16 protein-coding genes are annotated in these 18,588 nt (G+C 52.1%); 7 read left to right on the top strand and 9 right to left on the bottom strand.

Features of this window, described 5'->3' with window-relative positions:
* Window positions 1-23 precede the first annotated feature (23 nt).
* Window positions 24-1,346 (top strand): PLL family lectin, encoded by a 1,323-nt coding sequence (locus tag F822_RS14180; protein ID WP_025040067.1) that lies wholly within the window; start codon window positions 24-26, stop codon window positions 1,344-1,346.
* Between the two features lie 55 nt (window positions 1,347-1,401).
* Here F822_RS14180 and F822_RS14175 read toward each other — a convergent pair whose 3' ends face one another.
* Window positions 1,402-2,940, bottom strand: a complete 1,539-nt coding sequence (locus tag F822_RS14175) for a tetratricopeptide repeat protein (protein ID WP_156304438.1) — start codon at window positions 2,938-2,940, stop codon at window positions 1,402-1,404.
* 410 nt (window positions 2,941-3,350) lie between these two features.
* On the opposite strand from F822_RS14175, the gene F822_RS14170 reads away from it, so the two are divergent.
* Window positions 3,351-4,376 carry a hypothetical protein gene (locus F822_RS14170; RefSeq protein WP_156304437.1) on the top strand — a complete coding sequence of 342 codons (1,026 nt, stop codon included), beginning with the start codon at window positions 3,351-3,353 and terminating at the stop codon, window positions 4,374-4,376.
* Window positions 4,377-4,584: 208 nt separating this feature from the next.
* On the opposite strand, the gene murI is transcribed toward F822_RS14170, so the two are convergent.
* The 3 genes from murI to F822_RS15500 form a co-directional block, all read right to left on the bottom strand.
* Window positions 4,585-5,388, bottom strand: a complete 804-nt coding sequence (gene murI / locus F822_RS14165) for a glutamate racemase (protein WP_051536579.1) — start codon at window positions 5,386-5,388, stop codon at window positions 4,585-4,587.
* Window positions 5,389-5,597: 209 nt separating this feature from the next.
* Window positions 5,598-6,221 (bottom strand): hypothetical protein, encoded by a 624-nt coding sequence (locus F822_RS14160; RefSeq protein WP_025040071.1) that lies wholly within the window; start codon window positions 6,219-6,221, stop codon window positions 5,598-5,600.
* A 149-nt stretch (window positions 6,222-6,370) separates the two neighbouring features.
* Window positions 6,371-6,568 carry a hypothetical protein gene (locus F822_RS15500; RefSeq protein WP_156304436.1) on the bottom strand — a complete coding sequence of 66 codons (198 nt, stop codon included), beginning with the start codon at window positions 6,566-6,568 and terminating at the stop codon, window positions 6,371-6,373.
* A gap of 228 nt (window positions 6,569-6,796) precedes the next feature.
* Between F822_RS15500 and F822_RS14150 the strand changes: the two genes are divergently transcribed.
* Entirely contained in the window at window positions 6,797-7,120 is a 324-nt protein-coding gene (locus F822_RS14150) for a hypothetical protein (RefSeq protein ID WP_025040073.1), read from the top strand.
* A 121-nt stretch (window positions 7,121-7,241) separates the two neighbouring features.
* On the opposite strand, the gene F822_RS14145 is transcribed toward F822_RS14150, so the two are convergent.
* Together F822_RS14145 and F822_RS14140 are read right to left on the bottom strand one after the other, a co-directional pair.
* Window positions 7,242-8,927 (bottom strand): phospholipase D-like domain-containing protein, encoded by a 1,686-nt coding sequence (locus F822_RS14145; protein WP_025040074.1) that lies wholly within the window; start codon window positions 8,925-8,927, stop codon window positions 7,242-7,244.
* 175 nt (window positions 8,928-9,102) lie between these two features.
* Entirely contained in the window at window positions 9,103-10,155 is a 1,053-nt protein-coding gene (locus F822_RS14140) for a DUF2278 family protein (RefSeq protein WP_025040075.1), read from the bottom strand.
* Between the two features lie 395 nt (window positions 10,156-10,550).
* Between F822_RS14140 and F822_RS14135 the strand changes: the two genes are divergently transcribed.
* Both F822_RS14135 and F822_RS14130 read left to right on the top strand, forming a co-directional pair.
* Window positions 10,551-12,902, top strand: coding sequence for a S8 family peptidase (locus F822_RS14135; RefSeq protein WP_025040076.1), 2,352 nt, complete (start codon window positions 10,551-10,553; stop codon window positions 12,900-12,902).
* A gap of 194 nt (window positions 12,903-13,096) precedes the next feature.
* Window positions 13,097-13,561, top strand: coding sequence for a ferritin-like domain-containing protein (locus tag F822_RS14130; protein ID WP_025040077.1), 465 nt, complete (start codon window positions 13,097-13,099; stop codon window positions 13,559-13,561).
* Window positions 13,562-13,563: 2 nt separating this feature from the next.
* Here the strand turns inward: F822_RS14130 and F822_RS14125 are convergent, their stop codons facing one another.
* From F822_RS14125 to F822_RS14115, 3 genes are all read right to left on the bottom strand, one after another.
* On the bottom strand, window positions 13,564-14,124 hold the full coding sequence (locus F822_RS14125; RefSeq protein WP_025040078.1) for a lipocalin family protein: 561 nt from the start codon (window positions 14,122-14,124) through the stop codon (window positions 13,564-13,566).
* A gap of 16 nt (window positions 14,125-14,140) precedes the next feature.
* A complete protein-coding gene (locus F822_RS14120) occupies window positions 14,141-15,544 on the bottom strand; it encodes a hypothetical protein (protein ID WP_025040079.1) in 1,404 nt (467 codons plus the stop codon).
* A gap of 387 nt (window positions 15,545-15,931) precedes the next feature.
* The gene (locus F822_RS14115; protein WP_025040080.1) at window positions 15,932-16,180 is read right to left on the bottom strand and encodes a hypothetical protein; all 249 of its coding nucleotides are present in this window, start codon (window positions 16,178-16,180) and stop codon (window positions 15,932-15,934) included.
* Window positions 16,181-16,439: 259 nt separating this feature from the next.
* Between F822_RS14115 and F822_RS14105 the strand changes: the two genes are divergently transcribed.
* Together F822_RS14105 and F822_RS14100 are read left to right on the top strand one after the other, a co-directional pair.
* Complete coding sequence (locus F822_RS14105; protein ID WP_156304435.1) at window positions 16,440-16,946, top strand: hypothetical protein; 507 nt, start codon at window positions 16,440-16,442, stop codon at window positions 16,944-16,946.
* Between the two features lie 281 nt (window positions 16,947-17,227).
* Window positions 17,228-18,244 carry a tetratricopeptide repeat protein gene (locus tag F822_RS14100; RefSeq protein ID WP_025040083.1) on the top strand — a complete coding sequence of 339 codons (1,017 nt, stop codon included), beginning with the start codon at window positions 17,228-17,230 and terminating at the stop codon, window positions 18,242-18,244.
* Window positions 18,245-18,588: the final 344 nt, after the last annotated feature.

Here is an 18,588-nt window from a genome sequence, read left to right as displayed (position 1 = left end):
GCATACTTGAAAGGAATGAAACCATGACACTTAATGTACAACGGTTAGTCAATCTCTTGCTGCCCCTGCAGCAACAGGGCATGTCGCCGCAGCAGTCGGCACAGTCGGTGATGTCAACAGCGGCGCCAAGCATCACCGCGATGGTCGACTCCCATGAAATGCGCCTTCAACAAAGCGCATTCATGGCACAAGCCCTGGTCATTGTGTTTGAGTCACTAACCCCCGCCGATCTCGCCACCATTCTTCATTGCAACTACCCTGACCTCTCCGCGGTCGACGTCGGTAAAATTATTCTCGAGCCCAATGTGTTTCCAAACACCATCCAGGCGGTGATGCAAAGCGCGTTGATCACTGCGGGATTTGACCCAGACACGGTGGTAAATGCTATCAAGATCCTCTACCCCGCCCCGCCTGCGCTCGTTCGCTTCGCCGCCATCGCGACATCGATGCAGGCCGGCAATCGGGGTATCGAGTTCTGGTCGTCGGGTACCAGCGGCCAGGTCTGGACGTTGTACCAGTGCACGCCAGGTGCGGACTGGAGCAACTGGGAGGGACCCGGCTTCAAGGGGCAGCCAAGGGCACTGCGTCAGCTTGCTGCCGCGCTGCAGAACAATGGTAATGCGATGTTAGCTGCGCTGGACGACGACGGCGGCGTCTGGACATGCGGCCAAGGTAGCCCCGGCGGTGACTGGAACGGCTGGAATGGACCCAATGTGGGCGGCCAGCCTAGATCCTTTCAGAACCTTGTGGCATCGCAACAGGGCGGCAGTCGGGGCGTCGAACTATGGGCGTCGGGTGACGACGGTCAGGTCTGGACGTTGTATCAGCTAACGGCCGGGAGATCCTGGAGCCATTGGGAGGGGCCAGGCTTCAAGGGGCAGCCGACACCGATGTTCAAGCTGGCCGCCGCCCAGCAAAACAACGGCAACGTGATGTTCTGGGGCCTCGACGGCACAGGTCTGCTGTGGGGCATCAGCCAGAATTCTCCCGGCGGCGACTGGGGCGCGTGGCAAGGTCCCGGCGTTGGCGGCCAGCCTGAACCCTTTATTGATATCGCTGCATCGGAGCAAAAGGGGGTACGCGGGCTGGAGGTCTGGGGAGTCAGCGCAAGCGGCCAGATATGGACGCTGTATCAGCTCACCGCAGGCGGCCCGTGGAGCCGTTGGGAAGGCCCGGGCTTCAAAGACCAGCCTGTTCCCATGAGCAAGGTTGCGGCGGCCTTGCAGAATACGGGCAATGTGCTGCTATGGGGTGTCGACAACGCTGATCAGCTCTGGCGGATCGAGCAAGGCTCGCCCGGAGGCGATTGGGGCGGCTGGGTCCAATCCAGCATGCCGCCGAGCTGAGCGCTGCAAGAAGTGGGAATGATGGCCACCGATGCCGGTACGCCTTGTGACCCACTCACTCTTTTTTTGCGGCCTCCCTTTCGCCATAAAGCATGGTTATATTAACTCTTTTATTAATGTATCCAGGGCGAAATTCGAGAGGCGCCGTTGCATGAAAAAGATCTGAATTAAATATGATCGCCCTGTTGCAGCGATAGGGTATGACTATACACTTGGCATCAGATGATTTCAGAAAAGTGGATATTTTATCTCCTTGCCGGTTGTAAGCATCAAAATCCCAATCTATTGGCGCCTCTATATCATAAATAATGAGTCCACCAGACTCACTATTCTGATTGGCTCCATCCGGAGTAATCCAAAAATTCACATTCACGGCAGCAAAATCAGCATGAGGATGTGTTGAGGGTTGGTTATGCCGGTATTTATAGGCCCACATTTGCAGCAAAGGATGCTTCTTTCCAATCACATTCGGAAAAACAAACTGCATTTCTTCAGCAATCTGGAGCAGCAGCGGACAGTTGAATCCCTCCCTGAAGAAGGCGCCCAAACGGTCGTGCGAGTAGCTGTTGCTATGCCAAACTGTGGATTCTAGGCAAAATTTCTGTAGTTCTGAAAGCGCTTCATCAGACAGGAAATCATCAATAATAACGATGCCTAATTTACTTTTCAGATATTTCTGCTCTGCATGCATGCTCGATTCAGAAACGGCTACTGCATTTCCAGGAAATTTGCTCGCCGGATAATGATGAATAATGCGGCCATAGGTATTTTTTATTTCTGGCGCGTTATATATGCTTTCCTGCAATGCGGTGTTATTTTCATCAAGGCGATTAATCGCCACTGAATAGTAATTTATAATGTCATCGAATTCCTGGTCGAGCAGACCTTTATCGCGCAAATACTGATATTGCTCAAGATCATGCTGCAACTTGCCCCTTGACAGCTTTGGTGTTGGCAATGCCACGTCTGGCGGGACCGCAGTGGCATGTGCAAGCATTGGATGGTAAACGCTGGCTTTTGTTACCGCTGCATAGCAGGTAGCCCATTGCCCGGCATCAGAGAAATCATTAACTCTGAGTGCCGTACTGATCAGGTTATCCAAGACCTGGTGATCTTCCGGATATATATTGGCCAGAAACAACCACATTGACCTCGCTTCTGCAAATTTCCCAATAAAAAAATAGAGGTTAGCAAGAAGATAGGCGAGATTCGCTTGCGCCAACTCTTGCGTGGCATCAATCTGCAGAGCCCTGTTGTAGCAGACCAAAGCCTCCTCATTTCTGCCTTGTGCCTGCAAAACCCAACCAAGATTGTTGTGCGGCATCGGCCACTCGGGCGCTAACGCAATGGCAGCCCTGAAGCATGCCTCAGCATCAATATGCTGACGAGACAGGCACATTTGGTGCCCCTGCTCAATCTGTCCAAGAGCGCCACTGGGCGTATGGTGCGCACTTAAATCACATCCAGCACCCGCATCTGTTCCATATCGGGCCTGACCAGTTTTTTGGACTTTAACAATGCGCCCAACATCATGATTTCCTGCAGGCGCTTTTCCCGTTTCAGAATGACCTCTCATAGACACTTCAGTGACCAAAATCTCAAACTCCTTAATGAGGGCCAGAAAACTTTCTAACCCTCCATCTTAACTGAGTTCTTGACTTTGTATGCAGGCCTATGATGGGTGAACTTAAACAAATGACAGAAATGTCCCATAGGATTTTGAGCGGCGGTTCGGCCTGAACTTCTGCCGAGTTGCCCCTTCATGCCCTCTGCCGCCCAACCGTAATCATGCCGCCGTATAGGCTTTGGCGGTCTTCATCCCGATTCGCGTTTTAAGGCACGTTAAGCCGCTGATGGTCACCCCGAATTGGCGTCCGCTATATACTCCAATTCTTACTTTAACGCCTCTGGAGCTTCTTGATGGTTTTCAGATATGGAATCCTTCTGGCAACCGCAGCAATCATTTTGCTATATGGGCTCCTGAGACCCCAGCATAACTGGGACATGATTGCATACGTCGCCGCATCGTATTCCAAAGATGGCTATCGCGGCGCAGACTTAACCAGGGAAACTTACGAAGAAATCAGGAAAGAGGTTCGCAGTAAAACATTCTCACAACTCACGACAGGAAAATACAGGGAAACGGTATTTGCAGACCCATCTTCGCTGGAACAGCAAATACCTTTCTTTTCCATAAGGGTTGGGTACATCGAACTGATTAGATTACTCAAAAATATCGGGTTAAGTTACGCGAAGGCAACGTATGTAATTAGCGCAATTTTCGCGTCATTGTCCGTATTCGTGCTGGGGCTGATTATCCTGAAGACGGCTGTGCCGATAGGCATTCTGCCAGTAGTCGTCGCGGTGGCGGGATATACGGAATTGGCAGCCCTCTCCACACCCGACGCCATGGCGTGTTTTTTTTCCCTTATTGGAATATACAGCCTAATGACAGGAGGAAGACTGGTTTTCCTGATTGCGGCGTTTCTTCCTTTAATAAGAACTGATTTTATGGTTTTATCAGGTCTCCTGATGGGTTATACCTATCTGCATGGCAACAGGTTTATTTCACTATTTTCCATTCTGTCTTCTGTTTCTTTTTATATTTTAATTAATAAGTTACATGATAATTATGGGTACCTGGCTCTTTTTAATTTCACATTCGTCGGCTCGCTTACACCCTATCCCGCAGATATCGTGATTTCTCACAAAGCCGGTGACTACCTGATACCTTATGCGTTATTGCTGGAGAATCTTATTTTTCATTCACATTCAGTGATATATGTATTATCGGCTTACTTGCTATGGCTGAAGCGGGATCAGATTAAAGTCGACGTTAATTTTTATTGCCTACTTGGGATACCTTTTGTTTTTAATATAACGCATATGCTTTTATTTCCCACGACCCATTATCGTTTCCTTGTTTTTTCCATTTCTTTAATTCTCGTTTGGAGCTTGAGTCTTTTAGGGAAACCGGATAGACACGAGAAAATAGGCAGGCTCATGGCGAATTCCAGTTTAGGGCAATAACGTTTCTGAAAAAGCGTCGCTATGGAAAGAAGTAGCTCGACCGATTTCAAACTCGAGCAGCTACAGGTAGCCGCTTTCCTTCTGGTGCCGAAACGCCAGAATATAGACCTTATCTTTAGCCGAGTCATGATGGTACAGCGCCACATAACCGGAATTTCCGAATTCCATGGTCAACTCGCGCCGCCCCACATATCCGGGACCGGTCTGCCTAAAATGCCACGGTCACATCGACCAGTTCTATATCGGCAGCCACCAATCTTTTATCGAAGAATTTGGAAGCATTGACAGCAAAGCGCACAGGATCGTCAGTTGCCAGTATTTTAATTTGACCCCCTGTTCCCGTAATTCCCGAAAGTTGCCTGGCAGCCGCTTTACCGCTGTTGATGAGAGTGACAGATGGCCCAAGAATGTCCCGGAAGAGAGCTTCAAAAACAGGAAAATGAGTGCACCCCATAATCAACGTATCCGGAGCCTCGGCTGTGTCGAATATGGGATCAAGATACTGGCGGATTGTAGCTGTGGCAATCGGACCTGAAGACCAGCCCTCCTCCGCAAGAGCAACCAGCATCTGACAGGCTTGGGACGATACTTTTATATGAGGATTGATTTTCTTCAGTTTCTTTTCGTATATTCCGCTCAGGATCGTGCCGAAGGTAGCGATAACGCCGACATGCTGATTCCTTGTTGCCTGAACCGCCGCTGCCGCAGCTGGCTCAATCATGCCGATCACCGGCAGCGGAGCCGCCAGCGCGCGTACTACATCCAACGCATGAGTCGAAGCGGTATTACAGGCGATCACGATGGCTTTTGGATTATAGTTCAGCAGAATTCTGCACAAGCTTTGGCTATAACGCTGCACGGTTTCAGGACTTTTGGTTCCATAAGGAAGGCGAGCCGTATCCCCCAGATAGACATAAGATTCTTGCGGGTAACGCTTTTTCAGCGCCTGAAGAACGCTTAATCCTCCGATACCGGAATCGAATACAGCTACGGGGGAAAATATTTCTGACACTATGGAAATCAGCTCCTCACTTCTGCCAATCCTCGATAGCAACCTGCCATGGCTGCGGCGCGAGGGGTACCCCTAGAGGCAAGGTTAAGAAAATACTCACATTCGTTGAGTTTGTCGTCTGTGTCTGGAATGGCAGACATATCAACTTGCGAGCAAGCCGCCGAGATCAGTCATTCCCGCATATAAGATGTGCCGGTCGCGCATGCGCGTTAATATTTAGCTGCATTACCTTGATGACCATAAGGATTCTTTCGTAAATGATGCAATAATTCAGTGGCCATTGATTCTAACTCTACATGTGACTCCTTGAGTCCCAGGGCATACCTAATCAAAGCTTGATGACGAGCATTTGCATTTAATTTGTGTGCAGGACTATGCGTTTCTTGGAATAAGAAGCAGTCATGTTCCCACTGTTGCAAAAGATCATTATTCAAACGTATTGAATCAATCATACTTCGTGCTTTTGTATATGTCGCTATTACTTGCTTTCTTAACACGTGATTTTTGATTTTCCCAATGGATAACGCGTGGGTATTGTAAATAGTGAAATACTCTTGGGTCAGCGGCCAGTGTATAAGCATCGGTTCATCATTAGGTAAGGCTACGATACTGGCACCCGCTCCTGCTTGATAAACCCCCCAAAGAGTTTCGATTTCATCATGGAAGGCTTGAAGTAGCCCGAGAACATGCTCGGCGTCTCGCTGAGCTGCATCCTTTTTCTGAAACCAGCGTGCCAAGCACGCCCCCGCCAGCGTAAGTGCACCTCCTATAAGCGTTGAAATTACGTTTCCTGTTAGCGTTAAATTTAGCGCACTCCCATCAATATTAATCACAAAGCCTCCAAATAATAGAGTCTACGGACATCTATGGAACTGCCTTGAGCGAATCTTTCGCCCGTTTTTTCATAGCGCCGTCACGGAACCATGCGACTGCTTTTGCACGGACCGGGGCTTCAAAGTGATTCTGCATCAATACCGGCGTCTCAAACGTTGGCAGGCTCATCACTTCTTGCGACAGTACCCAGGGATATCCCTTCTTTCGCTTCACTCATGTTGCGCGTGATGTTTCTTTCGCCAGACGAATACGTCAGTTTTTCCGAGCCCGGTTGCCAATCAAAAAACCAAAGCCTGCCTGATTCCGGGCTATTTTGCACAGGGCCAACTAAGGTTTCCGGGTTCAATTTGGATCCACCCAAGATTGACCGTCTTGTGCTGCAATACCGGACCAATTCTATTTGTTGCTAACAGCAAGCGTGCACGCACATCCCGCGCACATCCTTTAACCTTTTATAAAACAGGGTTAAGAGCGGTACCGCACAGATCGCTTTCTGATTCGCGCCCATCATTCCAATCTATTTTTGTAAATAGAATGTTCTGGTGAGTATGTTTCTTTGAAATAGGAGGTCACAATGGAAAAGAAATTATTCATGTCAGTTGTTCTGCCCGCTGCAATGGTATTCGCAACCTCGGCTTTTGCCGGAGAAGAGGAGAGAATTCATTGGACGGATGTACCGCCTGCAGTTCAGAAAACGATAACCGATCACGCAGGCGGCGGAAAAATCGAGGAAATTGAGAAGGAAACGCAAACACAGCACGCTCGAGTCCTTCATTTCGACAGCGACAAAATTGTTACCGTTTATGAAGCCGAGGTAGAAAAACCAGACGGCAAGGAGATAGAGATCAGGGTCAGCGAAGATGGCAAGCTCATCAAGATAAAACAACTGTGTATATAAGGAAGAGCGAAAGACTATAAAAAACGATGGAATACCGAATATGGGAAACGGACTGCTCCAGGTAGTGATGTCATACGTATAAATCGGGATCGGGATGGCAAGAGTTTTCGGGTTGTCGCGGTTAGGAGGTTGTCCAGTATCGAATCTCCTGAGCTTTGGATTGCAACTCATCTTTTAGCCATTGGTCATCGTCGTGGAGAGAACTCCAGGGTACCTTCCCCTGCGCGAGCATCTCACGGATATACGATCGGAAGCGGTAATGCTGATATACCGACATGACATGAGTCGCATAGGCTATAGCGAGTTTCTTATGGCCACGCACGATTACCAGATTTTCATCGTTTTTCTTGCTTGCCGGCTCAGAGAAATTATGGCTTCCCGTCACAACCACGGGATGCTCGGATAGCGGGTCGATCACGAGTATTTTGGAGTGCACGATCGCGTGGCCGATTTGCTGGAAAGTTTTGCGAGTGACTTCTGCGATCCAGGGACCCAATGCCACGCCTATTCCTTGCGGTTGAAGCACCGTATACCGGTCAGGTTTGAATTTTCTATCACTACTGACAAGGCTGATATCCAGCACGTTCTTGTCGCCATCATCCTTGCCCAGCGTGCTGACTACCCCACGCACATACATTTTTTTTTCGTTGGCCCGCTGACCGGCCAACATATGCAGTCCGGCTTTTCCGGGCGTGAACATGAGAAAGAGGATCGAATCGTTCGCCGAGTTGATGATCTCCCGGAGCGCGTCCATGTCGCGGCCATTCGATGTACGCGTGAACCAGACTGTGACTTTCGCTGCTCCGATAGAAAAAGAGTGAGGCTTGTCGTTGGCTTCGATCAGCGTCGCGGGAAACCCGGCCGGGACGGTATCGGGAGGCGAGGCATTCTTCAGACGATCCCACTGCTGGCGATACAATCGCGCAATAGCCTCATCTTCGATAAGCAATCCATTGTTGACCTGGGTACAGAGCCCGGTCGTGCCCCAGTTGGTGCTTCCGGTCCAGACCGCCCTGGGTCCCGCCGCATCCGATAAAACCAGGAATTTGTTGTGACCGAGCCCTTTCGACTTGAGCAGCCGATCGATAATCGAAACGCCGTTATCGTGCAAGTGCAAACGTGCAGCCTTGTTTCCATCGCCGGACGCATCCGACCCATTGGCGAGAATGACATGCAGCCGCGATGCGAGTGCGATCATCGCATTCTCGAGCTTGCTGTCTCCCAGCTCATATAGCGCTGCGTGAAGCTCGGCATCGCCTTGCGTATCTTCTAGAAGCTCCATGAGCCTGGTGCCGAGATCACCTTCAAGGAAAGCACGAAATTCCGGATCGACACTTTCTTGAAGTTGCTTCTTGAACTTTGCCGGCGTGAGGTGATTTTTTTCCAGATACCGTGCGACGAATTGGGAAAGCACAAGACCTCGATTAAAGAAACACGAGAATCCATCACCAGCATCGGTAGTAAGTTTCGCCCACCTCGACCAGTCGCTCGCCTCGCCTTTTTTTAAAGGAGGTCCACTGCCATCTTCGATCATTGCCGTCACCCGGTAACGAACTTCGGCCCCTACGTCAATGGCATGGTCTGTCCAGTTGAACCGCTGAAACGGCCATTTGCTGGATGGCTCGTGGTCACCGGATTTGGGTTTGTCCTTTTTGAACCCAATGCGGTTCTCGACAATTTCGACCTTTTCTTTTCCCAGCGTCTTACGCGCTCGCTCCAGCATGAAACCACGACACCCCGGTATAAACCCAGCCGGCGCCCAGGCTACGAACGCATCATCGCTATTTGTATAAACTGCAACCTTCATGTCTGCCCTCTATCTTGATCTCATCGGCTATCTTGCTGATTCCTCACAAGTCGTTCTCCGCAGTTCTCTCCATTGCGACAAGTCATGATCACATCGTGAACTGGTTACCCGGTTTAATCGAAACCGCAACCGCGCTTGGGCTAAGCGTGCAATCCTGGTCCATATGCCGGCCCGTTCAGAACTTCACCGTCCAACCCGGATTTCGTGCCTGCTCCCTGGTGTAGGCCACCCCATCCACGCGCAAACCATCGCCGTTCAATATCGTGATGATTCCACCCTTGTTGGGCAGAACAACAGGCGGTTCAAGTTGCACACGCAATGTCTCCCCAGCCGTAATGGACCCTTTTAGCGCCATCCTGTTTTTGTCGCGATCCGCAATGTTCCAGCCATCAAGCGAGATTGTCTGATTGGTGGTGTTCAGGAGCGTTACAAATTCGATCTCAGGCGACCGGCTGCTATTGACGAGCGCTGCGACAATTCGGATCGCCCCGTCCGGCATCTCCGGGGTGGGTTGTCCCCCTGGAACGAACGGGCGAGACACTACGTTCTCGTCTGATGGGGGACCACTGGTTTCGGTATGAATCTGATGCCCAGTCTTGTCATCGGTATGCCAGGTCTGGGACTGGAACTTCAAAAACACACCGACCCATTGACTGGTCCGGGGAAAATGAAATAACAAGGCACCATCCTGGTATACCCCGTCATCGCCCTTGAAACGCCCTGCGTTACCCTGATTCATATGGATATCATGAACGCCATTGCCGGGAATAAAGCCAAATATCTTATCGGTTTTGTTATTTTCAGGTCCCCACCGCTGACCAAAAGCATAAACAAGCGCGTCCTCGTCCGCCATTGCACGCTGTACGAACTGATCGATTTTCTCATTCAAATCGTTATCCGGACCGGGTGCGCTGAGAGGGAGCACACGCATATCGCGCGGATCAAACAGGTTGCCGCGTATAAAGTCGAGTGCGGCCCCACCCGGCCTGGATTGAAGAGGAAGCCAGCCGAGAGGCTTGTCGATCAACTCTGCCAGGAGCGGATGGTCGAACCTTGAATCCACAAGAAATTCCAGCTCGGACGGGGCGAGTTGCGAGGTAACATTCACCGCGATGCGATAATGGGTCGTATCGTCCACGATATGGATCTGGTAATGCGGATTGGCGCCCGAGGCGAGTTGGCGGTTCACCGGCCGGCCCTTCAGTACTCCATATGCGTTTAGTGGCATGCTTTCCCCCTCTTTAAAAATTCGCATCGCTACGCAAAGAATTGCTGTGCTCCACTATCAACATAGATCATGTTGCCTCGATGTCAATCCTGATGGTGGAAACGAATCGCCTCAAAAACTAACTGAAGCGGTATCTCGGGAAGATGCTGGACGAGTTCTGCTCGGTATGGGGTTGTCGGCATAAGTAGGCCATCCCGGCATCCGGCTATCGGGTCGCAAGCCCGCATTCAAAACAGATGATCGGGGCCCGCCCTATCCGGGCAAACCAGCTGTTTTCATCCTTGAGAGTATTTATCTGCTTACTGCCGCTTCTGTGAAAGGGCCACTGCTCAGCTTGAATATTTCGTATTCCATGCTATTCGTTAGATGTAACGACTGATCCGGGGAAGAACATCATGGCTACCAATGAGAACGAAAGCGCCACAACGCCCGGCATGGAACGAGCGCAGCCCGGGCCCGGCTATCACCGCCGCGTAATTGTCAAATTCAAGGATCACGTCCAGCTTCCCCGCGAAGATACCGCGCGAATGGTGGAATCGCTCGGTGTCGGCCCGTGGAATGCGCTGGCGGCACAGTTTGAAGGCATCACACTTGAACCTCTCCTGTCGTTTGAACCCGATCGGTTCGCCGCGTTGGGGGAACGCGCCAGGGCGTTGAATTCAGCCTTTCGTGCGCCTAATCTGAACGCCTATTTCGCGGTCAACCTGCCGCCTGTCACGAATGCCGAAGAACTGGTGAAGCATCTCTCCCAGTGGGAATCCGTGGCCATGGCTTACGTCGAGCCGCCGCCTGTCGAGCCGCCATTCGTCAATGCCGCGGATGACCCGCGCAGCGCTAATCAAGGCTATCTCGACCCTGCGCCCGACGGCATCGATGCGGAGTATGCCTGGAACTTTCCTGGCGGCGATGGTGCTGGTCAGGCACTGGTCGATATGGAGTGGGGTTGGACTTTTGATCATGAAGATCTCGCCGCGCACGGTATCACGCTGATCTCGGGCCTGAATCACTCCTATTATTTTCACGGCAGCGGCGTGCTCGGGGAAATCGCCGCGGTAGACAATGCCGTGGGTTGCGTAGGCATCACGCCCGCGCTGGCATCTGTCCGCTGCGTGGGCCAGCATCTGCCGGGAGGCGGTTATAGTACGGCCCAACCGATACTCGATGCGATTGGCGTCATGCGCTTTGGCGACGTGTTGCTGCTTGAAGCACAGACGAATCTGTTCGGTTACAGCCTGGTACCCGTCGAGATCGAACCGGCCGTTTTCGACGTGATCCTCCTCGCGACCTCGCTTGGCATCGTGGTGGTCGAGGCAGCCGGCAACGGCGGCGTCGACCTGGATACGGTGGTGAATCCCGGTGGCCAGCAGATATTCAACCGCGCCAGCCCGGATTTTCTGGATTCAGGCGCCATCATGGTGGGCGCGGCAAGTTCCACCGCCCCACACGTGCGCCTCGGCTTTTCATGCCATGGCAGCCGTATCGACTGCTATGGATGGGGCGAGAACGTGGACACCCTTTCTTCCGATTCCACCAATACGGCGACAAACCTCTATACGACCGGCTTCAATGGCACATCCAGCGCTACCCCCATCGTCACGGGTGCAGCACTCGCGGTGCAGGGCCTGGTGGAAGCGGCCTCGGGCGACCGCCTTGCCCCGTGGCAACTGCGCATGATTCTGTCCGATGCCACATATGGAACCTTGTCTGCGAATCCGGCTGTGGACCGCATCGGGGTGATGCCCAATCTACGCGCGATCATTGATGGGACAGTACTCAACCTCGCTCCCGACATCTATCTGAGGGATTTCATCGGCGACAACGGCGACCCCCACCTGGGCGCGATCTCGTCCAGTCCGGATATCATTCTGCGGCAGACGGCTATCGCCGATCCCCAAGCTGCTTTCGGCGCCGGTAGCGGAACCGAGAACGACATGACCCTGGGTTATGAAGCGGAAGCGGGGCAGGATAATTTCGTTTATGTACGTGTGCGCAACCGGGGCGGCTCGGCTGCGGCCGATGTGGCGGCTACTGTCTATTGGGCACCCCCCTCCACGCTTCTCGCGCCGGACCTCTGGACGCTGCTGGGATCGACCACCCTGGCAAACGTACCGACCGGCGACCTGCTGACGGTTTCGAATGGCATTACCTGGCCATCCGAAGCGATACCGGCAACCGGGCATTATTGCTTCGTCGGCATTCTCGACGCACCACGCGACCCTGGCCCCATACCCGCCGATTTTCTGGACTGGGACAATTTCACCACCTTCATCCGCAACAATAATAATGTGACCTGGCGCAACTTCAACGTGGTCAATAATGTGCCACCCCCTCGGTCGGAACCGCGGGACTATGTCGCCCTGCCCTTTATCGCGGCAGGTGCACCGGATAAAGCACGGCGCATGCATCTTGAAATCGTACCGCGGCTTCCCGCCGGGGCCGAGATCGTACTCGAACTATCGCCGGAATTCGCCGAAAGGCTGCGCGTGCGCCCGCATTCCATGCCATTCGCGCCGCTCGACTCAAAAAATCACCCGCGCGTAGTCCACGTCCCTCTCAACCATTGCAGCCGCCTGAGGCTTCCTGAGGTTGTCTTCCGCGCAAAGGCGCGAATTCCTTTGCGACTACTGGTAAAAATACCGGAAGCAATGCGCAAGCATGAGTTCGAGCTTTTTGCGCAACAGATTCATGAAGGAGAAGAAGTTGGGCGAGTGACCTGGCGGCTGGTACCGCAAAGGCAGCCGCAATAGCGACCAACCGGAGTGTCGGGATAGCGGCTCAACGGAATGGTTTCTTTTTTCATTTAAGCTGAGCGAAAGACCAATGAAAGCCGGTATCGGCCTCAACCTTTATAGCAGAATGTGTGCCAACGTACAGACCCTGACCCCCAGTCCTTCTATCGTTTGGCGTTTAGGACTGCGAACTATTTCCCGGAGAACATGAAATGGACAACGATAAAATTGTAAGCGTGCTGAACGACTTGATTGAAATCTCGCGCGACGGCGCAAATGGCTTCAGGACCTGCGCGGAGGATACGCATGACGCCGCGCTGCAGTCATATTTTGAAAACCGGGCGCAGAGTTGCGCGCAGGCCGTCAACAAGTTGAGTACCGAGGTCAGGCGGTATGGCGGTGACCCCGATACCGGCGGGACGGTAACAGGCACATTGCATCGCGCCTGGGTTGACCTCAAGACGTCTTTGACCAGCAATGATAATCTGGCGGTGCTTGAAGAATGCGAACGCGGTGAAGCGGCTGCCGTGGTGGCCTATGAGAATGCGCTAAGGGAAGAATTACCGGGCAATCTGCGTGCCCTCCTTGACCAGCAATACGAGGGCGCAAAACGTAACCATGACAGAGTGCGCCAACTGCGCGACACCGCCAGGCATGGCAACGCCAGCCCGATCTGAAATCATTGCGGCATTGAAGAGATTGATCGGCTTTGGTCTACATAGATAAGCTTGTCGATATCGTACCCAAGCTTATCCGCTTCGCTTATGAATCGGGTCAACACTTCATCCGAAGCGCGTGGAGTACGCGAAAGCAACCATAGATAGTTCTTGTCCGGCCCTGTGACAAAGGAATACTGGTAGTCGGTATCCAGATCGAAAACTACGTACGAACCGTAGAATGGTCCAAAAAAAGATACTTTCAAATAGCCCGTGTCGGGGCTTCCCACAGGATAAGCCTTCCCTTCGGCAGTGCGCCATTTGTCTTTCAAGGCGTCGTATCCTCGGTTCACCACCTTGATACCACCATCATCACGCAAGCTGTAAGTCGCGGTAATATCGCTCAACCCTTTTTCGGAAGAATGCTCCAGGCGTGCAATCTCATACCATTTACCCAGATACTTCTGCGTATCGAAGCTGGTGACCGGTGCAACATCCTGTGGGAGCCTCACTTGAGGGACTCCGGCACACCCGGTCAATGCGACCATGGTCATCAGGGAGAATGAAAACAGTAATGTACGCATTCCGAACCCCTCCAAGCTACTTAGAAATCCGATGCAACGTCAATGCGGGACCACCCTTTGTTTCAAGCGTTGCGGTATTGCCGTCGGCATTCAGTTTGAACGATGTCGTCTCGGCGCCGGAAAAACCCGCGCAACCGTTGTTATCATAGGTGAATCCTTTAATCGCCAAGCCCTTGCTGCCGGCATCATAAGTATATGAGGCAAATTCGATACCCGGCTCACCACAACTTTCATGGCCGGCGCGTTCCGGATCCCCGATAGGATCAACCATCATGAATTTTCCATTGGAAAAGAAAAAGTAGGTTTGTATCTTGATGGCAGCCGGGTCAGGTACCCAAGCCCCGATAATGCCTTTTGGATCATTCTCCATTTTGGAATACCTGATCTCCTTGACCTCGGTCTTGATGGGTTCCTTCGAAGAGCTTACCTCGAGCGTGCCAGCAATATGGAAAAGCTCGCCGAAGAGACTGGCTTGTTTCCTCGGTCTTTGCACTGTCATGATATCCGAGGCGATCAGTTCGGAACCATCGGTACGCACGCGCCAGGCTGGCCTTGGGTTGGATAAACCGGCATGAAGGTTGGTATCGATTGTGGGCTTGCCAACAAACTTGAATCCTCTTGTATCAAACTCGGATACCCTCGCTGCTCCGTATTCCACTCCGGCTTTGCTCAGCAGTTTGCCGCCGCACACACGGTTGGTATCGCATGAATCATCCGGCGTAGCTTCTCCGTTCAGATATTCGCCGCCGTTACCAGCCGAAATACGGATGACAGAAGCTGTCGCGTCATCATGTCTGACCCAGATATTGGTGCTGAGCAGAGGTATCCCCTGCGAAAGGAAGTGGGCGTTGGCCTGTTCCGCCGTCTTCACTACACCCGTAACGCCGCCCGCCTCCCTTGCTTTCTGCAATTCGGCCGATGCGGTAAACGCAGCAGGTTCGCTATCCAGATTAATCGAGGCAGTGACAGCCGCCGCGGCCGCAGCCGGAATGGTAATGCCATTTACGGCATTACCATCAGCGTCCAGCGACTGCAACAGGATAAGCAGGTTTTGCAACCTTTTATCACTGTCACCGGCCAGTTCCATAGGGGTAACGATAGCCGCGCCTTTCGGTTTCCCGAGAATCAGGCTGCCCAGCTTGAATTCAACCGTATCCCCGTGACTGTATTTGTAGATCCCGCTTTCATCTGTATTGCCGGCGGCGCCGGAAGACGCCAGGTACGCTACGCCGCTCACGGCGGCATCCAGCAATCTGCCCGTAGCCGGACCTTTTTCGGCGGTTGCAGCGCTGTTGCCGCCGCTACCATTGCTTGCGGTGGGTCCGCTGCCATCACCACCACACGCGACAAGTCCCAGGGCAATTGTTAGTGGCAGCAAGCGGCCCCATGAAATTATTCTTTTCTTGTGATTAGGTTTCATCCAGATGATCCGTTCCGCGTTTTAATCGACGCGTTATGATATCAAACTATAGCGCGACAATAACGAAAAACATGATCGCCATGCCGCTCATGGAATAAAGAACCACGCCGACGCAACGGATATTTGCGCTCAGAATAACGGAAGCTGATAATCCGCATACCGCTTCTGACAGGCTTTAACTTGATTTCGCACATGCCTGCCAATCATCCGCCCACCCCTATGGTCACTAATCGTACTTGCGAAATAGCCATCAGCCCAAGGCTCTCCATCCCCGCGTCGCGCGATTGAAAATGGTTGGAAGTGGTCCCGATTGTCTGAACAGCAACCTGCATTTTTTTTGTGGGATCTTTGCTGATTCTCACGCCGCCAGTTCAACCGTCGACAGCATCACGGCATAGGCCTCATCAGGTATTTTCTTGCCCAGGCTCGAATGCGGCCGGATCGGTTGTACCAGTCCATGTCTTGCATGATCGATTGCCTAGGTATTCGCGATCTCCGGCTTGCCATGGCGATGGACGCCTCTTGCAGCACATCGACGGCATGACAGGCTTTCAGCGCGATTGCTACCTTTGCGGCTAACACACGGCGTGAGGCCCAATCCACGACGGCGGTAAGGCAGATGAATCCTTTGGTCATTCACATACTGCCAGCGGGCCGGGCTCGAGGCGTTTAGCACACCGGGCCTTTGGTCGCGGCCATCCGGCTACGATCCTTTTTGTAATAGCTGAGCGGCGGCCTCGTCAATCAAACCAAGCCGATCCGGAGCATGTTTTCGCATATGCGAAAATAGAAAAAATGCGAACGGACGATAAAGAGAGTTCGATATCAGCCCATACGCCAGCTCAGCAATATCCTGATAAAATTCCGCTCCACTTATTTTCCTCAAGAGGGTTGCATGAATCTTGTCTTTAATCGGCATGTGTCGGGTTTTCTCATTGCGCTGTTTCTCTCGGGATGCGCCATATACACACCAAAGAAGATGTATGAAAGTGAAATAAAAAGTAAAAAGGATGTTGCAACAATTATTGGACTGAATTACAGCGAGACCTGGAACCACCATATACGGGTAGCAGTGCAGAAGGTTGACGGAAATACTGTATTTTCCAGCTGGCTGCCGGAATTGATCCCGTTTGTAATCGAGGTTGATCCTGGGGCACATTGGCTAGGGATATTCGCAGCTTACGGGAATGGCATGCACTATGTCTTCCATCCGAAACAGCCAACAATCAAAGTTGACGTCGAAGCAGGACAGGTATACCAGATCGATGCCCAGAATATGGGTGCTTCCGCGGCATACGTGTTGCGGCATATAGGGAGTCATGAGGAGTACGAGGACTACCTTTCCAAACATCCGGAATATAAGCAAGGTGCATTTCTTTCCAAAATGGAATACAACAATTAATTTTTACCACGCCCCATTCTGAACTAGCTGCCACCCCAACCAATTCACAATAATGCATGCGCGGAAAATTCCTTCCCGCGCTCCCTCATGAATCTGTTTTAGCACGTGCGAAAATATGACTACAGGTGCAAGGGCAAGCTACCAGCAGTAGATGCTCCAACCGCCCGAAACCCATACCACCACTCAACATGTACGGCCTATGAGAAAACCATTAACCCAACCTATCACCCTGAATCACCTTGGCCTTTTACTCTCTCGCAACCTTTCCGTGAGTCCATCACATGACACCCATTAAAAATCTTGTAATTCTTTTTCTTCTGCTTATTGGATGCAACGCTGTTGCAGGCGCACAGTCGAACGAATGGGAAGCACTTGAGGGCGAAGCAGGGTTGCTATACCAGAAAGGCGAGTATGACAAAGCGACAGCAGTTACCAGGAAAGCACTTGCGGTGGCGGAGAAAACATTCGGTCCCAATCATCCCAATGTGGCAACCAGCCTGAATAATCTCGGGTTTTTGTATGGCGCCCAAGGGCAAAACGCGCAGGTCGAACCACTCTTTAAGCGAGCGCTGGCGATCAGGGAGAAAGCACTCGGACCCGACCATTTACATGTAGCAGTCAGCCTGAACAATCTCGCGGAACTGTATCGAAACCGGGGGCAATATGCACAGGCTGAGCCGCTCCAAAAGCAATCGCTGGCAATCAGGGAAAAAGCACTCGGACCCGACCATCCCGATGTGGCAGTCAGCCTCCACAACCTCGCGTTGCTCTATAGCAACCAACGCCTCGATACGCTAGCTGAGCCGTTACATCAGCGTGCATTGGCAATCCAAGAAAAATCCCTCGGCACGGACCATCCTAGTGTAGCGAGCACCCTGAACGACCTTGCGGTTATCTACTACAATCAAAGTCGCTATGAGCAAGCCGAGCCGCTTTTTCAACGCTCTCTGGCGATCAAAGAAAAATCTCTCGGTCCAGACCATCCTGAAGTGGCTATTAGCCTGGGTAATTTCGGGGCTTTCTATTACATGCAGGGTCGTCATGAGCAGGCCGAGCAATTTTTTAAACAAGCACTGGCAATACAGGAAAAGACCTTTGGCCTGGACCATCCCGCTGTGGCAGCCAGCCTGAATAACCTCGGGATATTCTATCGAGCAACAAACCGAATTAGCGAAGCTGAAGTGCTGGAGCAGCGGCTGGCAAGTATTCAGGCAGCCTTTCCGATGGCCGCAAACGCCCAGTTACATGGCTCTGACCAAACCGATCAGCAAAAAGGCAACGATACGCCAAGGGAGTAGACACGCAAAGCGGAACGCAATCACCAGGAGGAGAAGATGCAGGCGATCGTCCGCCAGATAGTAAGGGATCATATGCACCAGAAGCCGCGACCAAGCAACATACTACAGGGAACCACTCCGAGTTTTAAAACGCCTCTCTACTAGCGGCCCGGCGCCCGCTGAATGCTATCAGCTCAGCAGGCGCCGGCCTCTAATTGCTGCGCACGCTGGGCCTTTAGTCTCGGCCATCCGGTTACGACCCATTCCTGGCAATCCTCTGCGAGTGGGTGCTTGCTGGAAGATAAACATTCATGCCGGATCATCGATCCTGCATCTCTCTGTTTTTTAACCCTACCCATCCCAAC

The organism is Nitrosospira briensis C-128, from assembly GCF_000619905.2.
GTDB classification, from domain to species: domain Bacteria; phylum Pseudomonadota; class Gammaproteobacteria; order Burkholderiales; family Nitrosomonadaceae; genus Nitrosospira; species Nitrosospira briensis.
This window is presented reverse-complemented; position numbering and strand designations above follow the sequence as displayed.

Coding starts and splice junctions, on each gene's coding strand:
- F822_RS14180 (WP_025040067.1), top strand. CDS start 24: ATGACACTTAATGTACAACGGTTAGTCAATCTCTTGCTGCCCCTGCAG.
- F822_RS14170 (WP_156304437.1), top strand. CDS start 3,351: ATGATTGCATACGTCGCCGCATCGTATTCCAAAGATGGCTATCGCGGC.
- F822_RS14150 (WP_025040073.1), top strand. CDS start 6,797: ATGGAAAAGAAATTATTCATGTCAGTTGTTCTGCCCGCTGCAATGGTA.
- F822_RS14145 (WP_025040074.1), bottom strand. CDS start 8,927: ATGAAGGTTGCAGTTTATACAAATAGCGATGATGCGTTCGTAGCCTGG.
- F822_RS14140 (WP_025040075.1), bottom strand. CDS start 10,155: ATGCCACTAAACGCATATGGAGTACTGAAGGGCCGGCCGGTGAACCGC.
- F822_RS14135 (WP_025040076.1), top strand. CDS start 10,551: ATGGCTACCAATGAGAACGAAAGCGCCACAACGCCCGGCATGGAACGA.
- F822_RS14130 (WP_025040077.1), top strand. CDS start 13,097: ATGGACAACGATAAAATTGTAAGCGTGCTGAACGACTTGATTGAAATC.
- F822_RS14125 (WP_025040078.1), bottom strand. CDS start 14,124: ATGCGTACATTACTGTTTTCATTCTCCCTGATGACCATGGTCGCATTG.
- F822_RS14120 (WP_025040079.1), bottom strand. CDS start 15,544: ATGAAACCTAATCACAAGAAAAGAATAATTTCATGGGGCCGCTTGCTG.
- F822_RS14115 (WP_025040080.1), bottom strand. CDS start 16,180: ATGACCAAAGGATTCATCTGCCTTACCGCCGTCGTGGATTGGGCCTCA.
- F822_RS14105 (WP_156304435.1), top strand. CDS start 16,440: ATGAATCTTGTCTTTAATCGGCATGTGTCGGGTTTTCTCATTGCGCTG.
- F822_RS14100 (WP_025040083.1), top strand. CDS start 17,228: ATGACACCCATTAAAAATCTTGTAATTCTTTTTCTTCTGCTTATTGGA.